Genomic DNA, 21,015 nt, shown 5'->3' with positions numbered 1-21,015 from the left:
GGGCGGGAGGGGCTGGCGGGAACACGCGGGGCCCTCCGCGCCTTGAACCGGTAAGGCGTCCGGCACGTGGGACGGAGCGGCCCGCGCGTGGCGAGAACTGTGAGGTCCCGGCCACCGCACCGTGACATCGATGTGACGGCCGCATGAAACGGTTTGCCGAACATGCGTAGGGTGCAGAGAACTCATCAGGAGGACGGCGACCCGAGACGGGCACCGCGGCGGCACGACGACGGGTGAAGGAGGGAGCCGGAGCGATGGGCGACCACAAGGATCAGCACCTCCGGGTCGGCGCGGCCGTACGGCGCCGGCGCCGGTCCCTCGACCTGACTCTCGCCGTGGTGTCCGAGCGCAGCGGCCTGTCCGTGCCCTTCCTCAGCCAGATCGAGAACGACCGGGCGCGGCCCAGTCAGAGCTCCCTGGAGAAGGTGGCCGACGCCCTGCGCACCACCGCCGTGGAGCTGCTCGCCGCCGCCGACCCCGCGTGCAGCGTCGACGTGGTCCGCAACGAGGACCCCGACCCCGAGCTGGCCCCCAGGGTGCGTTCGCTGGTGCGCGGGCACCACCAGATGCACGCCTCCGAGTTCACCGGCGACCATGACGTGGGCCGTGAACTCCAGTACCGCAACGACCAGTTGATGTTCGTCGCCGAGGGCGCCGTGGAGATCGAGGCCGAGGGCCGCGCCTACCGGCTGGGCCGGGGCGACACGCTGTACCTCACGGGCGGCGTGCGGCACCGGTGGCGGGCCACGGTGCCCGACACCCGGCTGGTCGTGGTCGCCGTCGCCGAGCACATCGAGGCGGTCCGGGAGGGGCCCCGCCGGTGAGGGTGGTCTCCCTGGTGCCCTCCCTGACCGAGGCGGTGGCCCGTACCCTCCCCGATGTCCTCGCCGGTGCCACCGACTGGTGCACCCACCCGGCCGGGCTCGACGTCGTACGGGTCGGCGGCACCAAGAACCCGAAGACCGACCGGATCATCGCCCTCGCCCCCGACCTGGTGATCGCCAACGAGGAGGAGAACCGCGCCCCCGACCTCGACGCCCTGCGCGAGGCGGGCGTCGAGGTGCTGGTGACCGAGGTGCGCACCGTGTCGCAGGCCCTGACCGAGATGGACCGCGTGCTGACCGCCTGCGGTGCCCGCTCCCGGCCCCGGTGGCTGGACGAGGCCGAGGCGGCCTGGTCCGCACTGCCGTCCCCGCCGCCCGGGGAGCGCCGCACCGCCGTGGTGCCGATCTGGCGCAGGCCCTGGATGGTGCTGGGCCGCGACACCTTCGCCGGTGACGTGCTGTCCCGCCTGGGCGTCGACCACCTCCACGCCTCCCACCCCGAGCGGTATCCGAAGATCCCCCTCGAGGACCTGCGGGCGGCCCGTCCGGACGTCGTGGTCCTGCCGGACGAGCCGTACCGCTTCACCGCCGGCGACGGCCCGGAGGCGTTCCCCGGGCTGTCCTGTGCCCTCGTCGACGGGCGGTACCTCACGTGGTACGGGCCGTCACTGGCCGAGGCGCCGCGGGCACTGGCCGCGGCCCTGCGAGCAGCACACCGCTGAACAGGCCGCGGGTCGTGTGCACGGCGGCGACCGCCCAGGCCGTGACCAGCACGGCGTACAGGACGACCGTCAGCCCGTCGTAGACGACGAGCCCGGTGTGCCGGGCCAGGGCCTCCGCGCCGGTGACACAGGTGCCCACCGGGAAGGTGAACGACCACCACGTCATCGAGAAGCCCATGCCCTCGCGCCGCGCCCGCACCACGTGCGCGGTGGCCAGACACAGCCACATCAGCGCGAAGCCCGTCACCGGCACGCCGTAGAGCACGGCGAGCACCCCGAAGCCCTCGGCGTACGGCGGCGGAACGACGCCCGGGGCCACGTCCGCGAACTGGCCCACGGCGGTCGTCGACTGCCCGAGCGGGCCCAGGACCAGGAACAGCGACGGGGTGAGCGCGAGCGGCAGCGGGCCGCCGGTGAGCAGCCGGCCGAAGATCACCGGCAGGGTCACCAGGGTCGCGAGCAGGCTCACCCCGAACAGCGCGACGCAGGCGAGCAGCAGCGTCTCGCGGAGCTGTCCCGGCGGGAGGTGCGGGACCAGCGGCGGACCGACGGCCGCCGACACCATGGGCGCGACCAGCGGCAGCAGCCAGACCGGGCTCGCCTGCCCCGGCTCCACCCGGTGCCGTACGGCCATCAGGTACGGCACGGCGACGGCCGCCGCGAGCCCGACGACCGTACCGGCGGTGAACAGCACGGCGGCCAGGGCGACCGCCGCCGAGGTGCCGATCCAGTCCCGGCCGACCGTCAGGGCGCCGCCGCCGACGGCCAGCAGAGCCATCGACAGGCAGCCGTAGAACGGGGCCGCGGCCGGGTCGAGCAGGTGCGCGCGGGCCTGGTCCCGGTGGTGGTACCAGTGCAGGGAACGGGCCACGAGCAGCGCCGCGAGGAGGACGAGGGACAGGGCCCAGAACGCGGTGCACACGGGGCGCAGCCCGGGTATGTGCCCCGGCAGCGCGGCTCCGGCGCCGCCGACGACGGCGGTGCCCATGACGCAGGCGTACCAGTTGGGTCCGAGATGGCGGACGGCCGGGACGCGCCGGGCGGGGGCCGCGGCGGGGGAGTGGGGCTGGGCGACGGTGACCATGCGTCCACGATCGTCGCGGCCGAGGCCGCTGACCAGGGACCATGCCTCTATGAGGGCATAAGCTGGGGTTATGAGCAGGAGCAGTGCGGAGGGTGAGCAGGCCGGTCAGGGCGGTCAGGGTGTGCCGGGTTCGTTGGCGCACCGGGTCCCCGACCTCGGCGCGATGGAGCTGCTGCTGGCGGTGGCCCGGCTGGGCAGCCTCGGCGGCGCCGCGCGCGAGCTGGGCATCACGCAGCCGGCCGCCAGCAGCCGCGTCCGGTCGATGGAGCGGCAGCTGGGGGTCGCGCTGGTGGACCGTTCGCCGCGCGGCTCCCGGCTGACGGACGCGGGCGTGCTGGTCACGGACTGGGCGCGACGGATCGTCGAGGCCGCCGAGGCGTTCGACGCGGGCGCGCAGGCGCTGCGGGACCGGCGGGACTCGCGGCTGCGGGTTGCGGCGAGCATGACGATCGCCGAGTACCTGCTGCCGGGCTGGCTGGTCGCCCTGCGCAGCCAGCTGCCCGACACGGCGGTCTCCCTGCTCGCCGGGAACTCGGCGACGGTGGCGGCACGACTGCTGGCCGACGAGGCCGACCTCGGCTTCGTGGAGGGCGTCAGCGTGCCCGCCGGCCTGGACTCCGCGGTCATCGCCCACGACCGCCTCATCGTCGTCACCGCGCCGGGCCACCCGTGGGCCCGCCGCCGGCGCCCGCTGGCGGCCTCGGAACTGGCGGCGACCCCGCTGATCCTGCGCGAGAAGGGTTCGGGCACCCGGCAGGTCCTGGACGCGGCCCTGGGCGGCCTGGCCCGCCCCCTGATCGAGCTGTCGTCCACCACGGCCGTGAAGGCTGCGGCGGTGAGCGGCGCCGGACCCTCCGTCCTCAGCGAACTCGCGGTGGGCGAGGAACTGACCACCCGCCGCCTGGTGAGCGTCCCCCTCGCGGACGTCACCCTGGCCCGCGAGCTACGGGCGGTATGGCCCACGGGGCACCGGCCCACGGGGCCGGCACGGCAACTGCTGTCGCTGACGCGGGTGTAGAGGGCTCGGCGTGTCCGCCCCCGGCGCTCAGGAGGGCCGGGCCGCCGCCTCCACCAGAGCCCGCATCACCCGTACGTCCTCGCCCATCTCCGGGTGCCACTGGACGCCCAGGACCCAGGCGGGGGCGGACGGGAGTTCCAGGGCCTCCACCGTGCCGTCCGCCGCGTGGGCCGACGGGGTGAGGCCGGTGCCGAGGCGGTCCACCGCCTGGTGGTGGTAGGTCGGGACGAAGGTCTCCTCGGGGACCACACCGGCGTACAGCGTGCCCGGTACCGGCTTGACCGGGTGACCGCCGAAGGCGCCGACCACCTCGGCGTGGCCCTCGATGTGCTGGACGAGGGTGCCGCCCAGGGCGACGTTGAGGAGCTGCATGCCGCGGCAGACGCCCAGCAGCGGGACGTGCGCGGCCAGGGCCGCCTCGACGAGGGCCAGCTCCCACGTGTCGCGGGCGCGCGCGGGCGGGCCGGTGCGGGGATCCGGGGTCGCGCCGTAGCGGACCGGCTCCACGTCCGGGCCGCCCGCGATCACCAGTCCGTCGAGGCGGGCGAGCGTGGCCGCGGCGTGCTCCGGCACGTCCGGCGGGAGCATCACCGCCAGGCCTCCCGCCCGCTGCACCAGCCGCGGATACCCGGCGGGCAGCAGCGCCGCCTCCAGTTCCCACACGCCCCAGCGCGCCCCGGTCTCCAGGTACGTGCTGACGCCGATCAGCGGTCTGTCCGTCACCATCCGAGCCCTCCGCCTGCCGCTATGGACCGTCCTCATACCTTTGCCCGCGTGGGACACGCCCGCGCGGCACACTCACGTCAGGAACCCCCGCAGCAGCGCCGCCGTCCCCGCGCAGTGCTCCCGCGTGATCTCGCGGGCCGCGTCCGCGTCCCCGTCGAGCACGGCCGCCACCAGCGCCGTGTGCTGCCGCTGCGAGTGCTCCAGGTTGCGCACCAGCAGCGGGATGCAGTCCAGCAGGTCGTTCAGGGTGGCCCGGACGGCCGCGTACTGCGCCGCCAGGGCCGCCGACCCGCACAGCTCCGCGAGGGTGAGGTGCAGCCTCGTGTCCAGCCGCCGGTACTCCGCCAGTGGAGCGTCCCGGGTCGCGGCCAGCGACTCGCTCAGCCGCGCTGCCCGGCCGTCCGTCAGCCCGTGCGCCGCGCACAGCCCGGCCGCGCCCACCTCCAGCACCTCGCGGAAGCGCAGTACGTCCTCGATGTCGACCCCGGCCACCCGCCGCCGCAGTTCGTCCTCGCCGCCGGCGTCCGCACGCGGCAGCACGAACGTTCCGCCGTACCGCCCCCGCCGGGCCTCCACCAGCCCCTGGTCCTGGAGCACCCGCAGCACCTCGCGCAGGGTCACCCGGCTGATCCCGAGCCGCTCCGCCAGCTCCCGCTCGGCCGGCAGCCGCTCGTCCCCGGACACCAGCCCCAGCCTGACCACTTGAAGGATCTGCTCCAGCGCCTCCTCGAAGCCGTTGCCGGCCCGCACCGGCCGCAACACCGGTGCGAGCCGGTCCGTCACGCTCCCCCCGGTTTCCTCCGGCATGCGGCCGCGCCCCCTTCCCAGCCAATGGTTCTCGGCAATACCTTATGGCTCCCGGCCAAAGGAGGCTCTCCCCGTGCCAGACCGCACACCCCCGCTCGGGGTCGAGGCACTGCACGCCCTCGTCGCCGCCGGTGACATCGACACCGTCGTCCTGGCCTTCCCCGACATGCAGGGCCGCCTCCAGGGCAAGCGGTTCGCGGCCCGCTTCTTCCTCGACGAGGTCCTGGCACACGGCACCGAGGGCTGCAACTACCTCCTCGCCGTCGACGCCGACATGAACACCGTGGACGGCTACGCGATGTCCTCCTGGGACCGCGGCTACGGCGACTTCGCCATGCACGCCGACCTGGCCACCCTGCGCCGCCTGCCCTGGAACGAGGGCACCGCGATGGTCGTCGCGGACCTCGCCTGGGAGGACGGCAACCCGGTGCTCGCCGCGCCCCGCCAGATCCTGCGCCGCCAGCTCGAACGCCTCGCCGGTCACGGCCTGACCGCGCGGGCCGGCACCGAGCTGGAGTTCATCGTCTTCCGGGACACCTACGAACAGGCCTGGGACGCGAACTACCGCGGCCTGACCCCGGCCAACCAGTACAACATCGACTACTCGGTGCTGGGCACCGGCCGCATCGAACCCCTGCTGCGCCGCATCCGCAACGAGATGGCGGGCGCCGGGCTCACCGTCGAGTCCGCCAAGGGCGAGTGCAACCCCGGCCAGCACGAGATCGCCTTCCGCTACGACGACGCCCTGGTCACCTGCGACCAGCACGCGGTCTACAAGACGGGCGCCAAGGAGATCGCCGCCCAGGAGGGCATGTCCCTCACCTTCATGGCCAAGTACAACGAGCGCGAGGGCAACTCCTGCCACATCCATCTCTCCCTCGCCGACGAGGACGGCGCCGCCGTCATGGCCGGCGACCAAGCGGGCGGCATGTCCGAGGTCATGCGGCACTTCCTCGCCGGACAACTCGTGGCACTGCGCGAGTTCTCGCTCCTCTACGCCCCCCACATCAACTCCTACAAGCGCTTCCAGCCCGGATCCTTCGCGCCGACCGCGGTCGCCTGGGGACACGACAACCGCACCTGCGCCCTGCGCGTCGTCGGCCACGGCCGTTCCCTGCGCTTCGAGAACCGGCTGCCCGGCGGAGACGTCAACCCGTACCTGGCGGTGGCGGGCATGGTGGCGGCCGGACTGCACGGCCTCGAACAGCGGCTGGAGCTGCCCGAACCCTGCGCGGGCAACGCCTACACCGCCGACTACGCCCACGTCCCCACCACCCTGCGCGAGGCCGCCGAGCTGTGGGAGAACAGCACCCTCGCCAAGGCCGCCTTCGGGGACGAGGTCGTCGCGCACTACCGCAACATGGCGCGCGTCGAGATCGACGCCTACGACGCCGCCGTCACGGACTGGGAACTGCGCCGCTCCTTCGAACGCATGTGAGGTACCCGTTGTCCGACCTGCCCGACCTGCCTGACCTGTCCGGCCCGTCCGCCGAACTGCCCGACGTACTACGGGTACTGAACCCCGCCACCGAAGAGGTCGTCGCCACCGTCCCCGCCGCCTCCGCGGCCGACGTCGACGCCGCCGTCGTACGGGCCGCCCGGGCGCAGACCGCCTGGGCCGCCCTCGCCCCCGGCGACCGGGCCCGGCTGCTGCGCCGCTTCGCCGCCACCGTCGACGAGCACCTGGAGGAACTGGCCCGGCTGGAGGTCCGCGAGGCCGGGCACACCATCGGCAACGCCCGCTGGGAGGCCGGCAACGTCCGCGACCTGCTCGACTACGCCGCCGGGGGAGTGGAGCGGCTCACCGGACGCCAGATCCCGGTGCCCGGCGGCCTGGACGTGACGATCCTCGAACCGCTCGGCGTCGTCGGCGTCATCGCCCCCTGGAACTTCCCGATGCCGATCGCCGCCTGGGGCACGGCACCGGCGCTCGCGGCGGGCAACGCGGTCCTCCTCAAGCCCGCCGAGACGACCCCGCTGACCGCGCTGCGGCTCGCCGAACTCGCCCTGGACGCGGGGCTGCCCGAGGGGCTGTTCCAGGTGCTGCCGGGACACGGGCCGGTCGCGGGCGACGCGCTGGTGGAGCACCCCGGCGTGGCGAAGATCGTCTTCACCGGGTCCACGACCGTGGGCCGGCGGGTGGCCGCCAAGGGAGCCGCGCTCCTCAAGCCCGTCACCCTCGAACTCGGCGGCAAGAGCCCCAACATCGTCTTCGCCGACGCCGACGTGGAGGCCGCCGCGGCCGCCACACCCATGTCCTTCCTCGACAACTCCGGCCAGGACTGCTGCGCCCGCACCCGCATCCTCGTCCAGCGCCCCGTGTACGACCGCTTCCTCTCCCTCCTGGCCCCGGCGATCGACTCCGTCCGGGTCGGCGACCCGGCCGACGAGAGCACCGACATGGGCCCCCTGATCTCCCGCGCCCAACTGGACCGCGTCCGCTCCTACGTCCCCGACGGCGCCGACGGCATCCGCGGCAAGGCCCCCGAGGGCGGCCCCGGCTTCTGGTTCCCGCCCACGGTCCTCACCGGCGCCGACCCGGACGCCCGGGTAGCGGTCGAGGAGGTCTTCGGGCCCGTCGCCGTCGTACTGCCCTTCGAGGACGAGGCCGACGCGGTCCGCCTGGCCAACGCCACCGACTACGGCCTGTCCGGCTCACTGTGGACGCGGGACGTCGGCCGCGCCCTGCGCGTCTCGGCCGCGGTCCGCGCCGGGAACCTGTCCGTCAACTCCCATGCCAGCGTCCGCTACTGGACCCCGTTCGGCGGCTTCAAGCAGTCCGGACTCGGGCGCGAACTCGGCCCGGACGCGCTGACCGCGTTCACCGAGACCAAGAACGTCTTCATCAGCACCGCCTCGTCGAGCACGGAGGGCCCCGCACAGTGAGCGAAGAGATCGTCTGCCGCAGGCTTGTCGGCCGTACCGCCGTCGTCACCGGAGCCGGCAGTGGCATCGGCCTCGCGACCGTCCGCCGGCTCGCCTCCGAGGGCGCGCACGTCGTCTGCGGCGACGTCGACGAGGCCCGGGGCAAGGCGGCGGCCGAGGAGGTCGGCGGGACCTTCGTCATGGCCGACGTCACCGACCCCGAGCAGGTCGAGACGTTGTTCAGTACCGCCTACGACACCTACGGCAGCGTCGACGTCGCGTTCAACAACGCCGGCATCTCACCGCCCGACGACGACTCGATCCTGGAGACCGGCCTGGAGGCGTGGAAGCGCGTCCAGGAGGTCAATCTCACCTCCGTCTACCTGTGCTGCAAGGCCGCCATCCCGTACATGCGGCGCCAGGGCCGGGGGTCCATCATCAACACCGCGTCCTTCGTGGCGCGGATGGGCGCGGCCACCTCCCAGATCTCGTACACCGCGTCCAAGGGCGGCGTCCTCGCCATGTCCCGCGAACTGGGCGTGCAGTTCGCCCGGGAGGGCATCCGCGTCAACGCGCTCTGCCCGGGCCCGGTCAACACCCCGCTCCTCCAGGAGCTGTTCGCCAAGGACCCCGAGCGGGCCGCCCGCCGCCTGGTGCACATTCCGGTCGGGCGGTTCGCCGAGGCCGACGAGATCGCCGCCGCCGTCGCCTTCCTGGCCAGCGACGACTCCTCCTTCGTGAACGCCACCGACTTCCTGGTGGACGGCGGGATTTCCGGGGCGTACGTCACACCGCTGTAGATCACCGCGCGCGGCGTCCTACAGTGCCGGAATGAGCATGACGCCGCCGCCCGGCTGGTACCGCGACCCGTCGGCCGCCCACCAGGAACGCTGGTGGGACGGCACGGCCTGGACCGAGCACCGGCGCGCACCGGGAGCCACCGGGTACGGAGCGCCCGGGGACACCGGGTACGGCGCACCCGCGACCACCGGGTACGGCGCCGCCCAGCACGCGACGCCCCCGGCGCAGCCCGGCCCGCCGTCGACAGTGCCGCTGTTCGCGGGCGGTGGACAGGGCCGGCAGGGCGGCACCGGGCGCGGGAAGGCCGTCGCCCTCACCGTCGCCGCGGCCGTGCTTGTCGCCGCGATCGTCACCGGTGTGTTCGTCCTGGGCGAGGACGACGGAGGCGGTCCCGAGACGCAGGCGCCGCCCGTCACCCCGACCGCCACCGACCCCGCGCCGGTGACCGAGGAGCCGTCGCCCACCCCCTCCGAACCCTCCGCCGGCGACCCCGCCGTGGTCGAGGACCAGCTCAACGGCGTCACCTTCCCGCTGCCGGACGGCTGGGTCCTGCCCGAGCACGTCGCCGAGGACGACGTCATGATGACCACGGACGGCACCTACGACTGCCCGGCGGACGGCGGAGTGTGCCGGCACGGAATGGTCGTCTCCCGCACCGTCACGTCGAACGCCGAGTCCTCCCCGAAGACCCTCGCCCGGCAGGACATCGAGGACGCCGCCGACGACGCGTACGACCGCGACCTGGTCGGCAACAAGCCCTTCGGCGGCATCGAGTCGCACGAGGAGGTGGCGTCCGGGCAGGTCGCGGTCGCCGGACGCGCGGGCTACTACGTGCGCTGGCGGGTGGAGACGGCCAAGGGGCCCGGCGGCTACGTGCAGTCGCTGGTGTTCCCCTCCACCGTCGGCACCGAGTCCCCGATCCTCGTCCGCTACGTCTTCGACGCGGGCGAGGACGGGCCGCCGCTCGCCGACATGGACAGGATCACCAAGGGCATCCGGCCCATCGGCGACGCGGACACGGGCGGCGGCGTGGGCAGCGGCATCGGTCCGACGGACTGACGGCGCGTCGGGGTCTAGAGGAAGGTGTGCCCCTCGCCCCGGTACGTCGGGACCGTCGCCGTCACCGCGTCCCCCTCCACCAGGTGCAGCGCGTCGAACCGCTCGCACAGCTCACCGGCCTTGGCGTGCCGGAACCACACCTTGTCGCCGATCAGCAGGTCGTCGGCGGGCGAACCGAGCAGCGGCGTCTGCACCTCGCCGGGGCCCTCCTGGGGGTCGTAGCGCAGCCCCTCGGGCAGGTACGGCACCGGCAGCCGGTCGGCGCCGGCCGCGCCGGAGGCCGGATAGCCGCCGCCCAGCACGGTCACGACCCCGACGCCGGGGCGCCGTACGACGGGCTGCGCGAACAGCGCCGCCGGACGCCCGGTGAACGAGGTGTAGTTGTCGAACAGGCGCGGCACGTACAGGCCGGACCCGGCGGCGATCTCCGTGACCGCCTCCTCGGCCGCCGTGTGCTGCACGCTGCCCGTGCCGCCGCCGTTGACGAACTCCAGGCCCGGCACCACCGCCCGCACGGCCCGCACCACCGCGGCGCGGCGCTCGGCGAGTTCCCGGCGGGCGGCGGCCTGCATCAGCCGCACCGCACGTGACCGCAGCGGCCGCCCGGCCACCGCGTCCCCGACCCCGGCGACATGGCCCTCGTACGCCATGACACCGACGACCTCGAACCCCTTGCGGCGGGCCACGGCCCGGGCCAGCTCGGCCATCTCGGCGGGGGAGTGCAGCGGGGAACGGCGGGCGCCGACCCGCACCCGGCCGCCGAGCAGCCGCAGCGAGGTGTCCAACTCCAGGCAGACCCGGACGACTTCGCGGCCGCCGTCGCGGGCCGCTTCGATGAGGTCCAGCTGCGCCGGGTCGTCGACCATCACGGTCACCGCGGAGGCGAGCTTCGGGTCGGCGGTCAGCTCGGCGTATCCGGTGCGGTCCGCCGACGGGTAGGCGAGCAGCACGTCCTCGAAGCCGGAGCGGGCCAGCCACAGGGACTCGGCCAGTGTGTACGACATGAGGCCGGCGAAACCGTCCCTGGCCAGGGCGCGTTCCAGCAGGGCACGGCAGCGTACGGACTTGCTGGCCACCCGGACCGGCTTGCCGCCGGCCCGGCGGACCAGGTCGTCCGCGTTGGCGTCGAACGCCTCCAGGTCCACGATGGCCACGGGGGCGTCCAGATGGGCGGTGGCCCGGTCGTAACGGGCCCGGTCGGCGGCGCGCGCAGTCATGCTCGAAGCCTGCCAGACAGGATTACCGCAGGGTAGGGGGACGTTCCGGGCCAATGCCACGGGCGTGCGGACTGGTTCCCCGCCGGGCGGGGTCACGCCGTAGAGTGACGCGCACGCACGGCGGAACGACCCCGGGCGGCCGGGCCCCCGGGCTCGCGCCGGGATGGCGGTCCTCCCGTGCGGGTATGCGTGCCCGGGACGGATCGGTCCGCGCCGGGCCGGGGCAGGAGACATCACCGGCCCGCGCCGGAGAACGGCCCGGGCCCGAGAAACGGGGGGTGCATGAGCACGGAAGCGCGCCGCGCCTCCCATCCGCCCCGCCCCACCGCCCCACCGGGGGAACACCCGCCACCGCCGGGACCCGACGACCAGGACCCGGCACGGCACCCCTGGACCCCGTCGGCCACCGCGTCCGGCTCGGGCACCGCCGCCCCGGCCCGGCCGCAGTTCCCACCGCGTCCCGCGACGGAACCCGCTCCGGCCGACGCCTCCCGGACCCCCGGCGCTCCGTCCCGCCCCGCTGCGCCACCGCGCCCCGCGACGCCCCCGGCTTCCGGAGCGGTCGCGGGTGGTGCCGGCGCCGCGTCGGTCACCGCGTCCGGTTCCGGCACCGCCGATCTCACGGGCGCCGCGGCCCACCCGCGGAACCCACCGCGCCCCGCCACGCCGCCCCGCCCGGCCCAGGCGCCGGCGTCGCACGACACCGACGCGGTGGGAGCCGGCCGGCGTTCGTCGGACCACGTCCCCGGACAGCGCACGCAGGCCCCGTCCCGGGACACCGGCGCCGCAGCGGCCCTCCCGGGGAGCGGCGAGACCCCGGGCCGAGAGCCTTCGCCGGCCCCGGAGGCGCCCCCGTACCCGCGCCTCCGCCTCGACGACCGCTCACGCGGCGGACAGGGACAGGACGCACCGCCGCCGCGTGCTTCGGCCCGGTTCCCGGATGCTGCGCCGTCTGTCGGGCGTGAGGCCGAGCCGCGTGCTTCGGCCCGGTTCCCGGATGCTGCGCCGTCTGTCGGGCGGGACGCCGCACCACACGCTTCCGCCCGCTTCCCCGATGCCCCGCCCACCGTCGGCAGCGATGCCCCGGCTCCCGGCGTCACGCGCCCGGAGACACCCGGCGCGCGCTCAGCGGCGCCCACCGCGCGCCCGGACGCTCCCGCCGCACGCCCCCCGGGTACCGTGCCGGGCTCGCCCCGGCGAGACGTTCCCGCGCCCCAGGACCCGCCTCGCGGCCCGGTGGGGCGCACGGCGCACGGCCTCGGTGCGGGCGAGGCCCTTCGGGGAACCGGGGCGTCCCGGTCGTCGGCCCAGCGGACCGCCGTCCCCGAGGAGACCCCCTCCGAGACGACCCGGCGGCTGCGGCCCGTGCCCGCCGAGCCGGTGGCGGACCGCGACTCCGGTCCCGACCCCGCGTTCTCGTGGAGCGCCCCGGTGGTGCCCGGCGACGGGCGGCCCCGGGTGTCGTTCGGGCGGCCCGAGGGGTACGACGGGCTCGCCCGGCCCCGCCCGCTCGGCGGGCGGCTGCGGCCGCAGGCCCTCGCCGCCGCCGTCTGTCTCGTGCTCGGCGTGGGGCTCCTCACCGGAGCGGTCACCGGCAGCTGGCTCGCCGGAGACTCCGGAGACGGTGGCGCGCGCAGCGCGTTCACCGAGGCCGGGGACCTGTGGCACAACGTGCCGGTCGACCAGCTGTTCCCGCCCACCGTGCGGGGCCAGGGCGCCGGACCCGGCGGCGCCGACCGCACCTGGACGCGGGTCGCGGTCGCCCCGGACGGCGACTGCGCCGAGGCCTTCGACCGGCTGCTCACCAAGGTGCTCGACCCGGTCGGCTGCCGGCGCCTGCTGCGCGCCACGTACACCGACGCCACCCGGAGCCACGTCACCACCGTCGGCATGCTGTTCACCAAGGCAGACACCGCCGCCATGACCTCACTGGCGAAGCGGTTCGAGAAGGAGGGCCTGGCCGGCCGCGACGACCTGATGCCGCTGCCCTACGCCGCGAAGGACACCGTCGCCGCCGGGTTCGGCGCCCCGCAGCGGGCCGCCTGGACCGTCTCCGTCCTCACCGACGCCCCCGTCGTCGTCTACGCCGTCTCCGGCTGGGCCGACGCACGCCCCGTCGACGACCCCGAGCCCGCCGAGGAGGCCATGGAGTCCGGCGCCACGTCCGCCCCCGCCCAGGCCGGCCTCGGCCACGAGGCGAAGGGCCTCGCCGACCGCGTCGAACGCGCCCTGCGCAAGAACGTGGGCCAGGCCACGGAGCACCCGTCGTGAACGCACCCCAGGTGAACACCCGCCGCACCCGCCGGGCAGGCACCGCCCTGAGCCTCCTGCTGGCGGGCGCCCTCGTGCTCGTCCCCGCCCCCGCCGCACACGCCGACGGCATCCGCGCCCAGCAGTGGGCCCTGGACGCCATGCACACCCAGGACGCCTGGCGCACCACCAAGGGCGCCGGCGTCACCGTCGCCGTCCTGGACACGGGCGTGGAGGCCGACCACCCCGACCTGGCCGGCAACGTCGTCACCGGCAAGGACCTGGTCGGCTTCGGCGCGAGCGAGGGCGACCGCGCCTGGGCCCGGCACGGCACCGCCATGGCCGGGATCATCGCCGGGCACGGCCACGGCGCCGGCAACGCCGACGGCGTCATGGGCATCGCCCCGGAGGCCAGGATCATGCCCCTGCGCGTGATCCTCGAGGACGGCGACCCCTCCCGCGCCAAGGCCCGCAAGACCCGGGGCAACGCCCTCGCCGAGGGCATCCGCTGGGCCGCCGACAACGGCGCCGACATCATCAACCTCTCCCTCGGCGACGACTCCGCCTCCGCGCACCCCGAACCCGCCGAGGACGAGGCCATCCAGTACGCCCTGAAGAAGGGCGTGATCGTCGTCGCCTCGGCCGGCAACGGCGGCGAGAAGGGCGACCACGTCTCCTACCCGGCCGCCTATCCGGGCGTCATCGCCGCCACCGCCGTCGACCGCTACGGCACCCGCGCCTCCTTCTCCACCCGCCGCTGGTACGCCACGGTCAGCGCGCCCGGCGTCGACGTGATCATCGCCGACCCCGATCACCGGTACTACGAGGGATGGGGCACCAGCGCCGCCTCGGCCTTCGTCTCCGGCGCCGCCGCACTGGTGAAGGCGGCCCATCCGGACCTCGGCCCGGCCCAGGTCAAGGCCCTGCTGGAGGACACCGCCCGCAACGCCCCCGCCGAGGGCCGCGACGACTCCCGCGGCTTCGGCTTCGTGGACCCCGCCGCCGCGATCGAGGCGGCCGGACGGCTGAAGCCGGAGGGTCTGAACTCGGCGGCCTACGGCGACAAGTACTTCGGCTCCGGCCCCGACACCGCCGACTCCGACGACTCCACCTCCGCCTGGGCGGCTCCGCTGGCCGGCGGCGCGGGCGGCGTCCTCGTGGTCGCCGCCGTCGTCCTGTGGCGCGGCCGCCGCGAACGCTACGACGACTTCTGATCCCGCTCCGCCCGGCCACTCCCGTCGCCCTCACCGGCGAGGACGGACACCGCCGCCCGGGCCGCCGCCTCGACCAGCGCGATCCCCTCCGCCAGGGTCGCGCTGCCCCGCGACACCACCGCGACCAGCCGGTCGTGACCGCCCGAGGTGACCCGCCCGACGCTGTTGACCACCCACAACCCGGTGGTGCTCCGCCGCAGCCAGCCGTTCTTCAGCGCCCACGCGGAACCGTCGGCCGCCGCCGACACCCCCCACCGCTGACCGTCCGCGATCCGCCCCATCAACCCGGTCACGTACGCCCGTGCGTCCGCGCTCAGCTCGGAACCGTCCGCGACGAACAACTGCCGCAGCAGCGCGACCTGATCCACGGCCGTCGTCCGCGTCAGCCCCCACAGCGTCCCCTCGCCGCCCGCGGTCCCCGTCAGCCCGAACCGCTCGTTCGCCGCGTCCAGCCCCCGCGCCCCGCCGATCGCCCGCCACAACGCCGAAGCCGAGTCGTTGTCACTCCGCTCGACCATCGCGGCGGCATGCGCCCGCTCCGCGACGGTCAGCACCCGCCCCGCGTCCCGCGCCCGCAGCAGCAGCGCCGCCAGAATGCCGACCTTGACGACGCTCGCCGTCTCGAAGACCCCCGCACCGTAGGCCGCCCCCACCCCGGCCTCCGGATCAAGCCCCGCCACCGCAACCTCGACACCGTCCCGCAGACCGGCCGCCGCCATGGCAGCGGCCAGCGGCACGTCCCGCTCCACGACCGTCTCGCCCCTCACCGACGACCCCTCCCGCCACGGGCACCAGGACCGCCGACGATACGACGCCCCCGCCCGGCCTTGATCGCCGCCCGGCCCGCTGATTGGCTGGCCACTATGACCGAACTCGCGGACGTCGGCTGGCCGCCCGTCCCGATCAGGACCAAGCGTCTCGTGCTCCGTGAGCCCGAGGCCCGGGACCGTCCGGTCTTCGTCGAATGGTTCGACGCCGCCCTTCCCGGTGAGCCGGTCGTGCTGGCCACCCAGACCGCCAACGTCGGCTCGATGCGCCTCGCGGCAAGGCTGGGGTTCACCGAGGTCGAGCGGTTCTGGGCCTGGGACGCCGAGCAGTGGCTCGGCCTGCGGCCCCCGGCCCCCGGCCACGCCCCCTCGCCGACGGGCAGACACCCTGAACTAGGGTCGGGGACCGTGGTGAACAAGAACATTCCAGACTCCGGCTACTCCGACGACGACGGCTCCGCCGACCCCCGGCTCGTCGCCGCGCTCGCCGCCTGGGCCGAGGACCGCACCGCCCTGGCGCCGGTGCTGGAGGCACTCAAGGGGGCCCGGCTGCTGGTGCCCGTCGTGGCCGTGCTCGGGGAGGTGGAGGAGGACAGTCAAGAGGGGCGCGAAGCTCCTTGGAAGGGTGGTGGTGGGCGACGGGAGGGCGGGCTGCGCCGGGAGAAGACCAGTGACATGGCGGTGCCGACCCTGAAGGCCGGCGGCCGTACCGCGCTGCCCGCGTTCACGTCCACCGCGTCGCTCGCCCGCTGGGACCCCGCGGCCCGCCCCGTCGCCGTACCCGTGCACCAGGCGCTGCAGGCCGCCGCGCACGAGAAGGCGGACACGGTCGTCCTCGATCTGGCCGGACCGGTGCCGTTCGAACTGACCGGAGCGGTGCTGCTGGCGCTGGCCGAGGGACGTACGACGACCGACCCGCTCGCCGATCCGGCCGTCACCGACGCCGTACGGGCCGCCCTGGCCGCGGAGCCGGCCGTGCTCCGGGCGCACCTCGGGCGGGGCCGGGCCGACGGCACGCTGGCGCTGGTCCTGGATCCGGCGCAGGACGACCCGGCGAAGGCAGCCCGTGCCGTCGCCGAGCGGCTGGCCGCCGACGAGACGCTGAGGGCCCGCCTGGTGCGCGGCCTCGACCTGGCACTGCTGCCGGCCGGGGCCACGCCGCCGGGCGAGCCCTTGTACGTGCGGGAGGGGCAGGGTCAGCCGTAGACGGGGCCCGTGTACTTCTCGCCCGGACCCTGGCCCGGCTCGTCCGGGACGAGCGACGCCTCGCGGAAGGCCAGCTGGAGCGACTTCAGGCCGTCCCGCAGCGGCGCCGCGTGGAAGGAACTGATCTCGGTCGCCGTCGCGTCCAGCAGACCGGCCAGCGCGTGCACCAGCTTGCGCGCCTCGTCCAGGTCCTTGTGCGCCTCGCCCTCCTCGGTCAGCCCCAGCTTCACGGCGGCGGCGCTCATCAGGTTGACGGCGACCGTCACGATCACCTCGACCGCGGGGACCTCCGCGATGTCGCGGGTCATGGCGTCGAAGTCGGGCGTCTCAGGCGGGGTGTCACTCATGCCGCACACGATAGGCGCAGCGGGCGATCCGGCCCCACTCGGTCTCGGTTAGCCCTTCCCCCGCCGAGCTGCTAACCTTGTGTAACGACCGGTCGGACACGCACGCCCACGGCAGCGGATCCGGCCCACAAGTGGAGGCTCCGATCTCCCACCTGGCCGTCCTCCGGGACGGCGGGTCACCGGTCAGGCGGTCCCGTCCCAGCGGCGGCGACCGGCCCGAAATCGCGCCCCGCGGTCATCGCGGCGGTGCTCCGGTAGTAGTTCGAGGAGCCCCGCCTGTGATCGTCCGGGGCATTTTTTGTGCACCGGCGCGGTTAGGTCTATCGAACACAGACGTAACGCGGCTGTTTGCCAGACCGTCGCGTGGTGCTACCGAGGAGGATCCATCAGCGCCGAGCCCCGCATCAACGACCGGATTCGCGTTCCCGAGGTGCGACTTGTCGGTCCCAGCGGCGAGCAGGTCGGGATTGTTCCGCTTGCCAAGGCCCTGGAGCTTGCGCAGGAGTACGACCTCGACCTCGTCGAGGTCGCGGCGAACGCCCGTCCGCCTGTCTGCAAGCTCATGGACTACGGGAAGTTCAAGTACGAGTCGGCCATGAAGGCCCGTGAGGCGCGCAAGAACCAGGCGCACACGGTCATCAAGGAGATGAAGCTCCGGCCGAAGATCGACCCGCACGACTATGACACCAAGAAGGGTCACGTCGTCCGGTTCCTCAAGCAGGGCGACAAGGTCAAGATCACGATCATGTTCCGCGGCCGCGAGCAGTCCCGCCCCGAGCTGGGCTACCGACTGCTGCAGCGTCTCGCGGAGGACGTGGCCGACCTCGGGTTCGTGGAGTCGAACCCGAAGCAGGACGGCCGAAACATGATCATGGTCCTCGGTCCGCACAAGAAGAAGACCGAGGCGATGGCCGAGGCTCGCCAGGCGCAGGAAGCCCGCAAGGCTGACGCGAAGGCCAACCCCGGCAAGTCGCAGAACGCCGCGGAGGCCGACGGCGAGGACGTCGAGGACGTCGAGGCCCCGGCTCAGGAACACGCCGAGGCGTGACCCCGGGGGACGCCAGTCCCCAGGACGTAACCGATACAAGCGACGTTCCACCGTGCCCGGTTTCACGACCGGGCACCGGAGCGCCACCGACGAGGAGAGAACGGCGCTATGCCGAAGAACAAGTCGCACAGCGGTGCCAGCAAGCGCTTCAAGATCACCGGCTCCGGCAAGGTGCTCCGTGAGCGCGCCGGCAAGCGCCACCTGCTCGAGCACAAGTCGTCCCGCGTGACGCGCCGCCTGACCGGCAACGCCGAGATGGCCCCGGGCGACGCCGCGAAGATCAAGAAGCTTCTCGGCAAGTGACGTACGGGCGCCACTGAGCGCCGTACGGCACGACCGGGACCCCATCGATACCGGGCCGCGTGAGGATCACCGCGGCCCCGCTACAAGGAGTTAACAAGTGGCACGCGTCAAGCGGGCAGTCAACGCCCACAAGAAGCGCCGGGCGATCCTCGAGCAGGCCTCCGGCTACCGCGGTCAGCGTTCGCGCCTGTACCGCAAGGCCAAGGAGCAGGTCACCCACTCGCTGGTCTACAACTACAACGACCGCAAGAAGCGCAAGGGTGACTTCCGCCAGCTGTGGATCCAGCGCATCAACGCCGCTGCCCGCGCCAACGGCATCACGTACAACCGCTTCATCCAGGGCCTGAAGGCCGCCAACGTCGAGGTCGACCGCAAGATCCTCGCCGAGCTGGCCGTCAACGACGCCGGTGCCTTCGCGGCGCTGGTCGAGGTTGCGCAGAAGGCGCTGCCGAGCGACGTGAACGCGCCCAAGGCTGCGTGACGCTGCGCCGGCTTGAGCCGTAGTTGAAGGGACCCGCAGGCTCCGGCCTGCGGGTCCCTTCGATTGCCGTTGTTCGGTTCGTCGTCTGCCGCGGGTGCGTCGTGGCTGGTCGCGCAGCTCCCCGCGCCCCCGGAGGGCGTGTGCAGCCCGCGTCGAGATATCTGTGAACGTTAGGAAGAGCATGCGACCCGCCAGCCCCGAGCTGATCTCCCCCCGTTCTCCCCGTGTCCTGGCCGCGCGGCGGCTGGGGAAGCGGAACTTTCGGGGCAAGGAGCGGCTGTTCCTGGCCGAGGGGCCGCAGGCCGTGCGGGAGGCCGCCGGGTACGAGGACACGCTGGTCGAGCTGTTCGCCACCGTCGAGGCCGCCGAGCGGTACGCCGACATCATCGGGGCGGCCCGCCAGGCCGGTGTGCGCGTGCACCTCGCCGCCGAGCAGGTGATCGAGGACATCTCCACCACCGTCACCCCGCAGGGCCTGGTCGGGGTCTGCCGGTTCGTCGACACCCCCTTCGACGAGATCCTCGCCGCCCGCCCCAAGCTCGTCGCCGTCCTCGCACACGTCCGCGACCCCGGCAACGCGGGCACGGTACTGCGCTGCGCCGACGCCGCCGGCGCCGAGGCCGTCGTCCTCACCGACGCCTCCGTCGACCTGTACAACCCCAAGGCCGTACGCGCCTCCGTCGGCTCCCTGTTCCACCTGCCGGTCGCCGTCGGCGTCCCCGTCGAACGCGCCGTGGCCGGGCTGCGGGACGCCGGGGTCCGGGTGGTCGCCGCCGACGGCGCGGGGGAGCAGGACCTCGACGCCGAGCTGGACGCCGGCACCATGGGCGGCCCCACCGCCTGGGTGTTCGGCAACGAGGCATGGGGGCTCCCCGAGGAGACCCGCGGCCTCGCCGACGCCGTCCTGCGCGTCCCGATCCACGGGAAGGCCGAGAGCCTGAACCTGGCGACCGCCGCCGCCGTATGTCTCTACGCGTCGGCGCGTGCACAGCGCGCCGCCGGAGGGTGCCGCTCCGTCACCAACGCCTAGTAGGGTGACCTGCCCAGGGCCCCCGCGCGGCTGAGAGGTGGGATACGCGGATGAGTGTCGGCACGAGCAGCGCGCCGGGAGCCCGGGGAGCGCCGCGTCCGCCCGCGCCCCGCACCCCCGGTGATCTCGCCGGCCCGGGCCTGGACCCGGACGAGCTGCCCGACGGCCTGGTCGTCGCCGACGAGCTCGGCCGCGTGGTCTGCTTCAACGCCGCCGCCGCCCGCATCACGGCCGTCCCGGCCGCCGAAGCCCTCGGCCGGCCGCTGGAGAAGGCCCTGCCCCTGGAGGACCTGGAGGGCCGCCGCTGGTGGCAGCTCACCGACCCCTACGGCGGCCTCGCCATCCGCGCCGGCCAGCCCGAGCGCAACCTCCTGCTCCCCGGCGGCCGGGAAGTCCTCGTCTCCGCCCGCTACGTCCGCGTCGAGCGTCTCGGCCCCGTCCACCGCGTCGTCGTCACCCTGCGTGACACCGAGGCCCGCCGTCGTACCGAACGCAGCCACGCCGAGCTGATCGCCACCGTCGCCCACGAACTGCGCTCGCCCCTCACCTCCGTCAAGGGCTTCACGGCGACGCTGCTGGCCAAGTGGGAGAGGTTCACCGACGACCAGAAGCGGCTGATGCTGGAGACCGTCGACGCCGACGCCGACCGGGTCACCCGGCTCATCGCCGAACTGCTGGACATCTCGCGGATCGACTCGGGCCGGCTGGAGGTCCGCCGTCAGCCCGTCGACATCGGCGCCGCCGTCGGCCGGCACATCCAGGCGTACGTCGCCTCCGGCCAGGAGGCCGACCGCTTCCTCCTCCGTCTCGGCCGGCCGCTGCCCGACCTGTGGGCCGACCCCGACAAGGTCGACCAGGTGCTGAGCAACCTGCTGGAAAATGCCGTGCGGCACGGCGAGGGAACCGTCACCATTGACATCACGCCCACGGCGTCCCCCCGTGAAGGGGAGGACCTCGGCACGTCGGTCACGGTGAGCGACGAAGGGGCCGGCATCCCGGAGGAGTCCATGAACCGCGTCTTCACCCGCTTCTGGCGGGGCAGCAAGCGCGGTGGCACCGGCCTCGGGCTGTACATCGTCAAGGGCATCGTCGAGGCCCACGGCGGCACCATCACGGTCGGCCGCGCCCCCGGCGGCGGCGCCGAGTTCCGATTTACGTTGCCCGTGGCGGCACCGGCGTATCTCACCTGAGCAGCACCTGAGACGGCGGACGACCCCACGGGCGTAATCCGCGTTCCACAGCCCCG

21 protein-coding genes are annotated in these 21,015 nt (G+C 74.2%); 15 read left to right on the top strand and 6 right to left on the bottom strand.

All coding sequences use genetic code 11. The features are described from left to right. Nucleotides 1-254 precede the first annotated feature (254 nt). Both OIE75_RS07350 and OIE75_RS07345 read left to right on the top strand, forming a co-directional pair. Nucleotides 255-824: a helix-turn-helix domain-containing protein gene (locus tag OIE75_RS07350; RefSeq protein ID WP_307010699.1), complete on the top strand. Its 570-nt coding sequence runs from the start codon at nt 255-257 to the stop codon at nt 822-824. Further along, nucleotides 821-1,546, top strand: a complete 726-nt coding sequence (locus OIE75_RS07345; protein ID WP_329470040.1) for a helical backbone metal receptor — start codon at nt 821-823, stop codon at nt 1,544-1,546. The genes OIE75_RS07350 and OIE75_RS07345 overlap by 4 nt, the downstream gene beginning before the upstream one ends. Here OIE75_RS07345 and OIE75_RS07340 read toward each other — a convergent pair. Further along, nucleotides 1,473-2,630, bottom strand: coding sequence for a TDT family transporter (locus tag OIE75_RS07340; RefSeq protein WP_329470039.1), 1,158 nt, complete (start codon nt 2,628-2,630; stop codon nt 1,473-1,475). The genes OIE75_RS07345 and OIE75_RS07340 overlap by 74 nt on opposite strands. Nucleotides 2,631-2,700: 70 nt before the next feature. On the opposite strand from OIE75_RS07340, the gene OIE75_RS07335 reads away from it, so the two are divergent. Further along, nucleotides 2,701-3,648, top strand: coding sequence for a LysR family transcriptional regulator (locus tag OIE75_RS07335; protein ID WP_307010693.1), 948 nt, complete (start codon nt 2,701-2,703; stop codon nt 3,646-3,648). Between the two features lie 27 nt (nt 3,649-3,675). On the opposite strand, the gene OIE75_RS07330 is transcribed toward OIE75_RS07335, so the two are convergent. Further along, a complete protein-coding gene (locus OIE75_RS07330; RefSeq protein ID WP_329473946.1) occupies nt 3,676-4,371 on the bottom strand; it encodes a gamma-glutamyl-gamma-aminobutyrate hydrolase family protein in 696 nt (231 codons plus the stop codon). Between the two features lie 75 nt (nt 4,372-4,446). Continuing rightward, entirely contained in the window at nt 4,447-5,181 is a 735-nt protein-coding gene (locus OIE75_RS07325; protein ID WP_329470038.1) for a FadR/GntR family transcriptional regulator, read from the bottom strand. Between the two features lie 73 nt (nt 5,182-5,254). On the opposite strand from OIE75_RS07325, the gene OIE75_RS07320 reads away from it, so the two are divergent. The 4 genes from OIE75_RS07320 to OIE75_RS07305 are packed head-to-tail and all read left to right on the top strand — an operon-like array spanning nt 5,255 to nt 9,906. After that, nucleotides 5,255-6,619 (top strand): glutamine synthetase family protein, encoded by a 1,365-nt coding sequence (locus tag OIE75_RS07320; RefSeq protein WP_329470037.1) that lies wholly within the window; start codon nt 5,255-5,257, stop codon nt 6,617-6,619. Between the two features lie 8 nt (nt 6,620-6,627). Continuing rightward, on the top strand, nt 6,628-8,067 hold the full coding sequence (locus OIE75_RS07315) for an aldehyde dehydrogenase family protein (RefSeq protein ID WP_329470036.1): 1,440 nt from the start codon (nt 6,628-6,630) through the stop codon (nt 8,065-8,067). Next, nucleotides 8,064-8,846 (top strand): 3-oxoacyl-ACP reductase, encoded by a 783-nt coding sequence (locus OIE75_RS07310; protein ID WP_329470035.1) that lies wholly within the window; start codon nt 8,064-8,066, stop codon nt 8,844-8,846. Before OIE75_RS07315 ends, OIE75_RS07310 begins: the two co-directional genes overlap by 4 nt. Before the next feature lie 37 nt (nt 8,847-8,883). Further along, nucleotides 8,884-9,906, top strand: a complete 1,023-nt coding sequence (locus OIE75_RS07305; RefSeq protein WP_329473945.1) for a DUF2510 domain-containing protein — start codon at nt 8,884-8,886, stop codon at nt 9,904-9,906. A gap of 14 nt (nt 9,907-9,920) precedes the next feature. On the opposite strand, the gene OIE75_RS07300 is transcribed toward OIE75_RS07305, so the two are convergent. Further along, nucleotides 9,921-11,123 carry an amino acid deaminase/aldolase gene (locus OIE75_RS07300; RefSeq protein ID WP_329470034.1) on the bottom strand — a complete coding sequence of 401 codons (1,203 nt, stop codon included), beginning with the start codon at nt 11,121-11,123 and terminating at the stop codon, nt 9,921-9,923. Nucleotides 11,124-12,359: 1,236 nt separating this feature from the next. Between OIE75_RS07300 and OIE75_RS07295 the strand changes: the two genes are divergently transcribed. Together OIE75_RS07295 and mycP are read left to right on the top strand one after the other, a co-directional pair. Beyond that, complete coding sequence (locus tag OIE75_RS07295; RefSeq protein ID WP_329470032.1) at nt 12,360-13,394, top strand: hypothetical protein; 1,035 nt, start codon at nt 12,360-12,362, stop codon at nt 13,392-13,394. Further along, on the top strand, nt 13,391-14,587 hold the full coding sequence (gene mycP / locus OIE75_RS07290) for a type VII secretion-associated serine protease mycosin (protein ID WP_307010681.1): 1,197 nt from the start codon (nt 13,391-13,393) through the stop codon (nt 14,585-14,587). Before OIE75_RS07295 ends, mycP begins: the two co-directional genes overlap by 4 nt. Here the strand turns inward: mycP and OIE75_RS07285 are convergent. Beyond that, nucleotides 14,572-15,306 carry a serine hydrolase gene (locus OIE75_RS07285; protein WP_307017792.1) on the bottom strand — a complete coding sequence of 245 codons (735 nt, stop codon included), beginning with the start codon at nt 15,304-15,306 and terminating at the stop codon, nt 14,572-14,574. The two genes, mycP and OIE75_RS07285, sit on opposite strands and share 16 nt — an antisense overlap. 456 nt (nt 15,307-15,762) lie before the next feature. Here OIE75_RS07285 and OIE75_RS07280 point away from each other — a divergent pair, with 456 nt between their 5' ends. Beyond that, on the top strand, nt 15,763-16,560 hold the full coding sequence (locus OIE75_RS07280; RefSeq protein ID WP_329473944.1) for an SseB family protein: 798 nt from the start codon (nt 15,763-15,765) through the stop codon (nt 16,558-16,560). On the opposite strand, the gene OIE75_RS07275 is transcribed toward OIE75_RS07280, so the two are convergent. Beyond that, a complete protein-coding gene (locus OIE75_RS07275; protein WP_055416031.1) occupies nt 16,551-16,907 on the bottom strand; it encodes a DUF1844 domain-containing protein in 357 nt (118 codons plus the stop codon). The two genes, OIE75_RS07280 and OIE75_RS07275, sit on opposite strands and share 10 nt — an antisense overlap. A gap of 385 nt (nt 16,908-17,292) precedes the next feature. Here OIE75_RS07275 and infC point away from each other — a divergent pair, with 385 nt between their 5' ends. The 5 genes from infC to OIE75_RS07250 all read left to right on the top strand — a co-directional run bounded on the left by infC (nt 17,293) and on the right by OIE75_RS07250 (nt 20,959). Next, nucleotides 17,293-17,955 (top strand): translation initiation factor IF-3, encoded by a 663-nt coding sequence (gene infC, locus OIE75_RS07270; protein ID WP_307017790.1) that lies wholly within the window; start codon nt 17,293-17,295, stop codon nt 17,953-17,955. 108 nt (nt 17,956-18,063) lie between these two features. Continuing rightward, complete coding sequence (gene rpmI, locus OIE75_RS07265; protein WP_003977225.1) at nt 18,064-18,258, top strand: 50S ribosomal protein L35; 195 nt, start codon at nt 18,064-18,066, stop codon at nt 18,256-18,258. Between the two features lie 97 nt (nt 18,259-18,355). Next, nucleotides 18,356-18,739, top strand: a complete 384-nt coding sequence (gene rplT, locus OIE75_RS07260; RefSeq protein WP_004002577.1) for a 50S ribosomal protein L20 — start codon at nt 18,356-18,358, stop codon at nt 18,737-18,739. Between the two features lie 181 nt (nt 18,740-18,920). Continuing rightward, nucleotides 18,921-19,769, top strand: coding sequence for a TrmH family RNA methyltransferase (locus OIE75_RS07255; protein ID WP_329470030.1), 849 nt, complete (start codon nt 18,921-18,923; stop codon nt 19,767-19,769). A gap of 50 nt (nt 19,770-19,819) precedes the next feature. Continuing rightward, entirely contained in the window at nt 19,820-20,959 is a 1,140-nt protein-coding gene (locus OIE75_RS07250; RefSeq protein ID WP_329470029.1) for a sensor histidine kinase, read from the top strand. Nucleotides 20,960-21,015: the final 56 nt, after the last annotated feature.

Source organism: Streptomyces sp. NBC_01723 (genome assembly GCF_036246005.1).
Lineage (GTDB): Bacteria > Actinomycetota > Actinomycetes > Streptomycetales > Streptomycetaceae > Streptomyces.
Note: the sequence above shows the minus strand (reverse complement) of the source record. Positions and strands in the feature narration are given on the sequence as shown.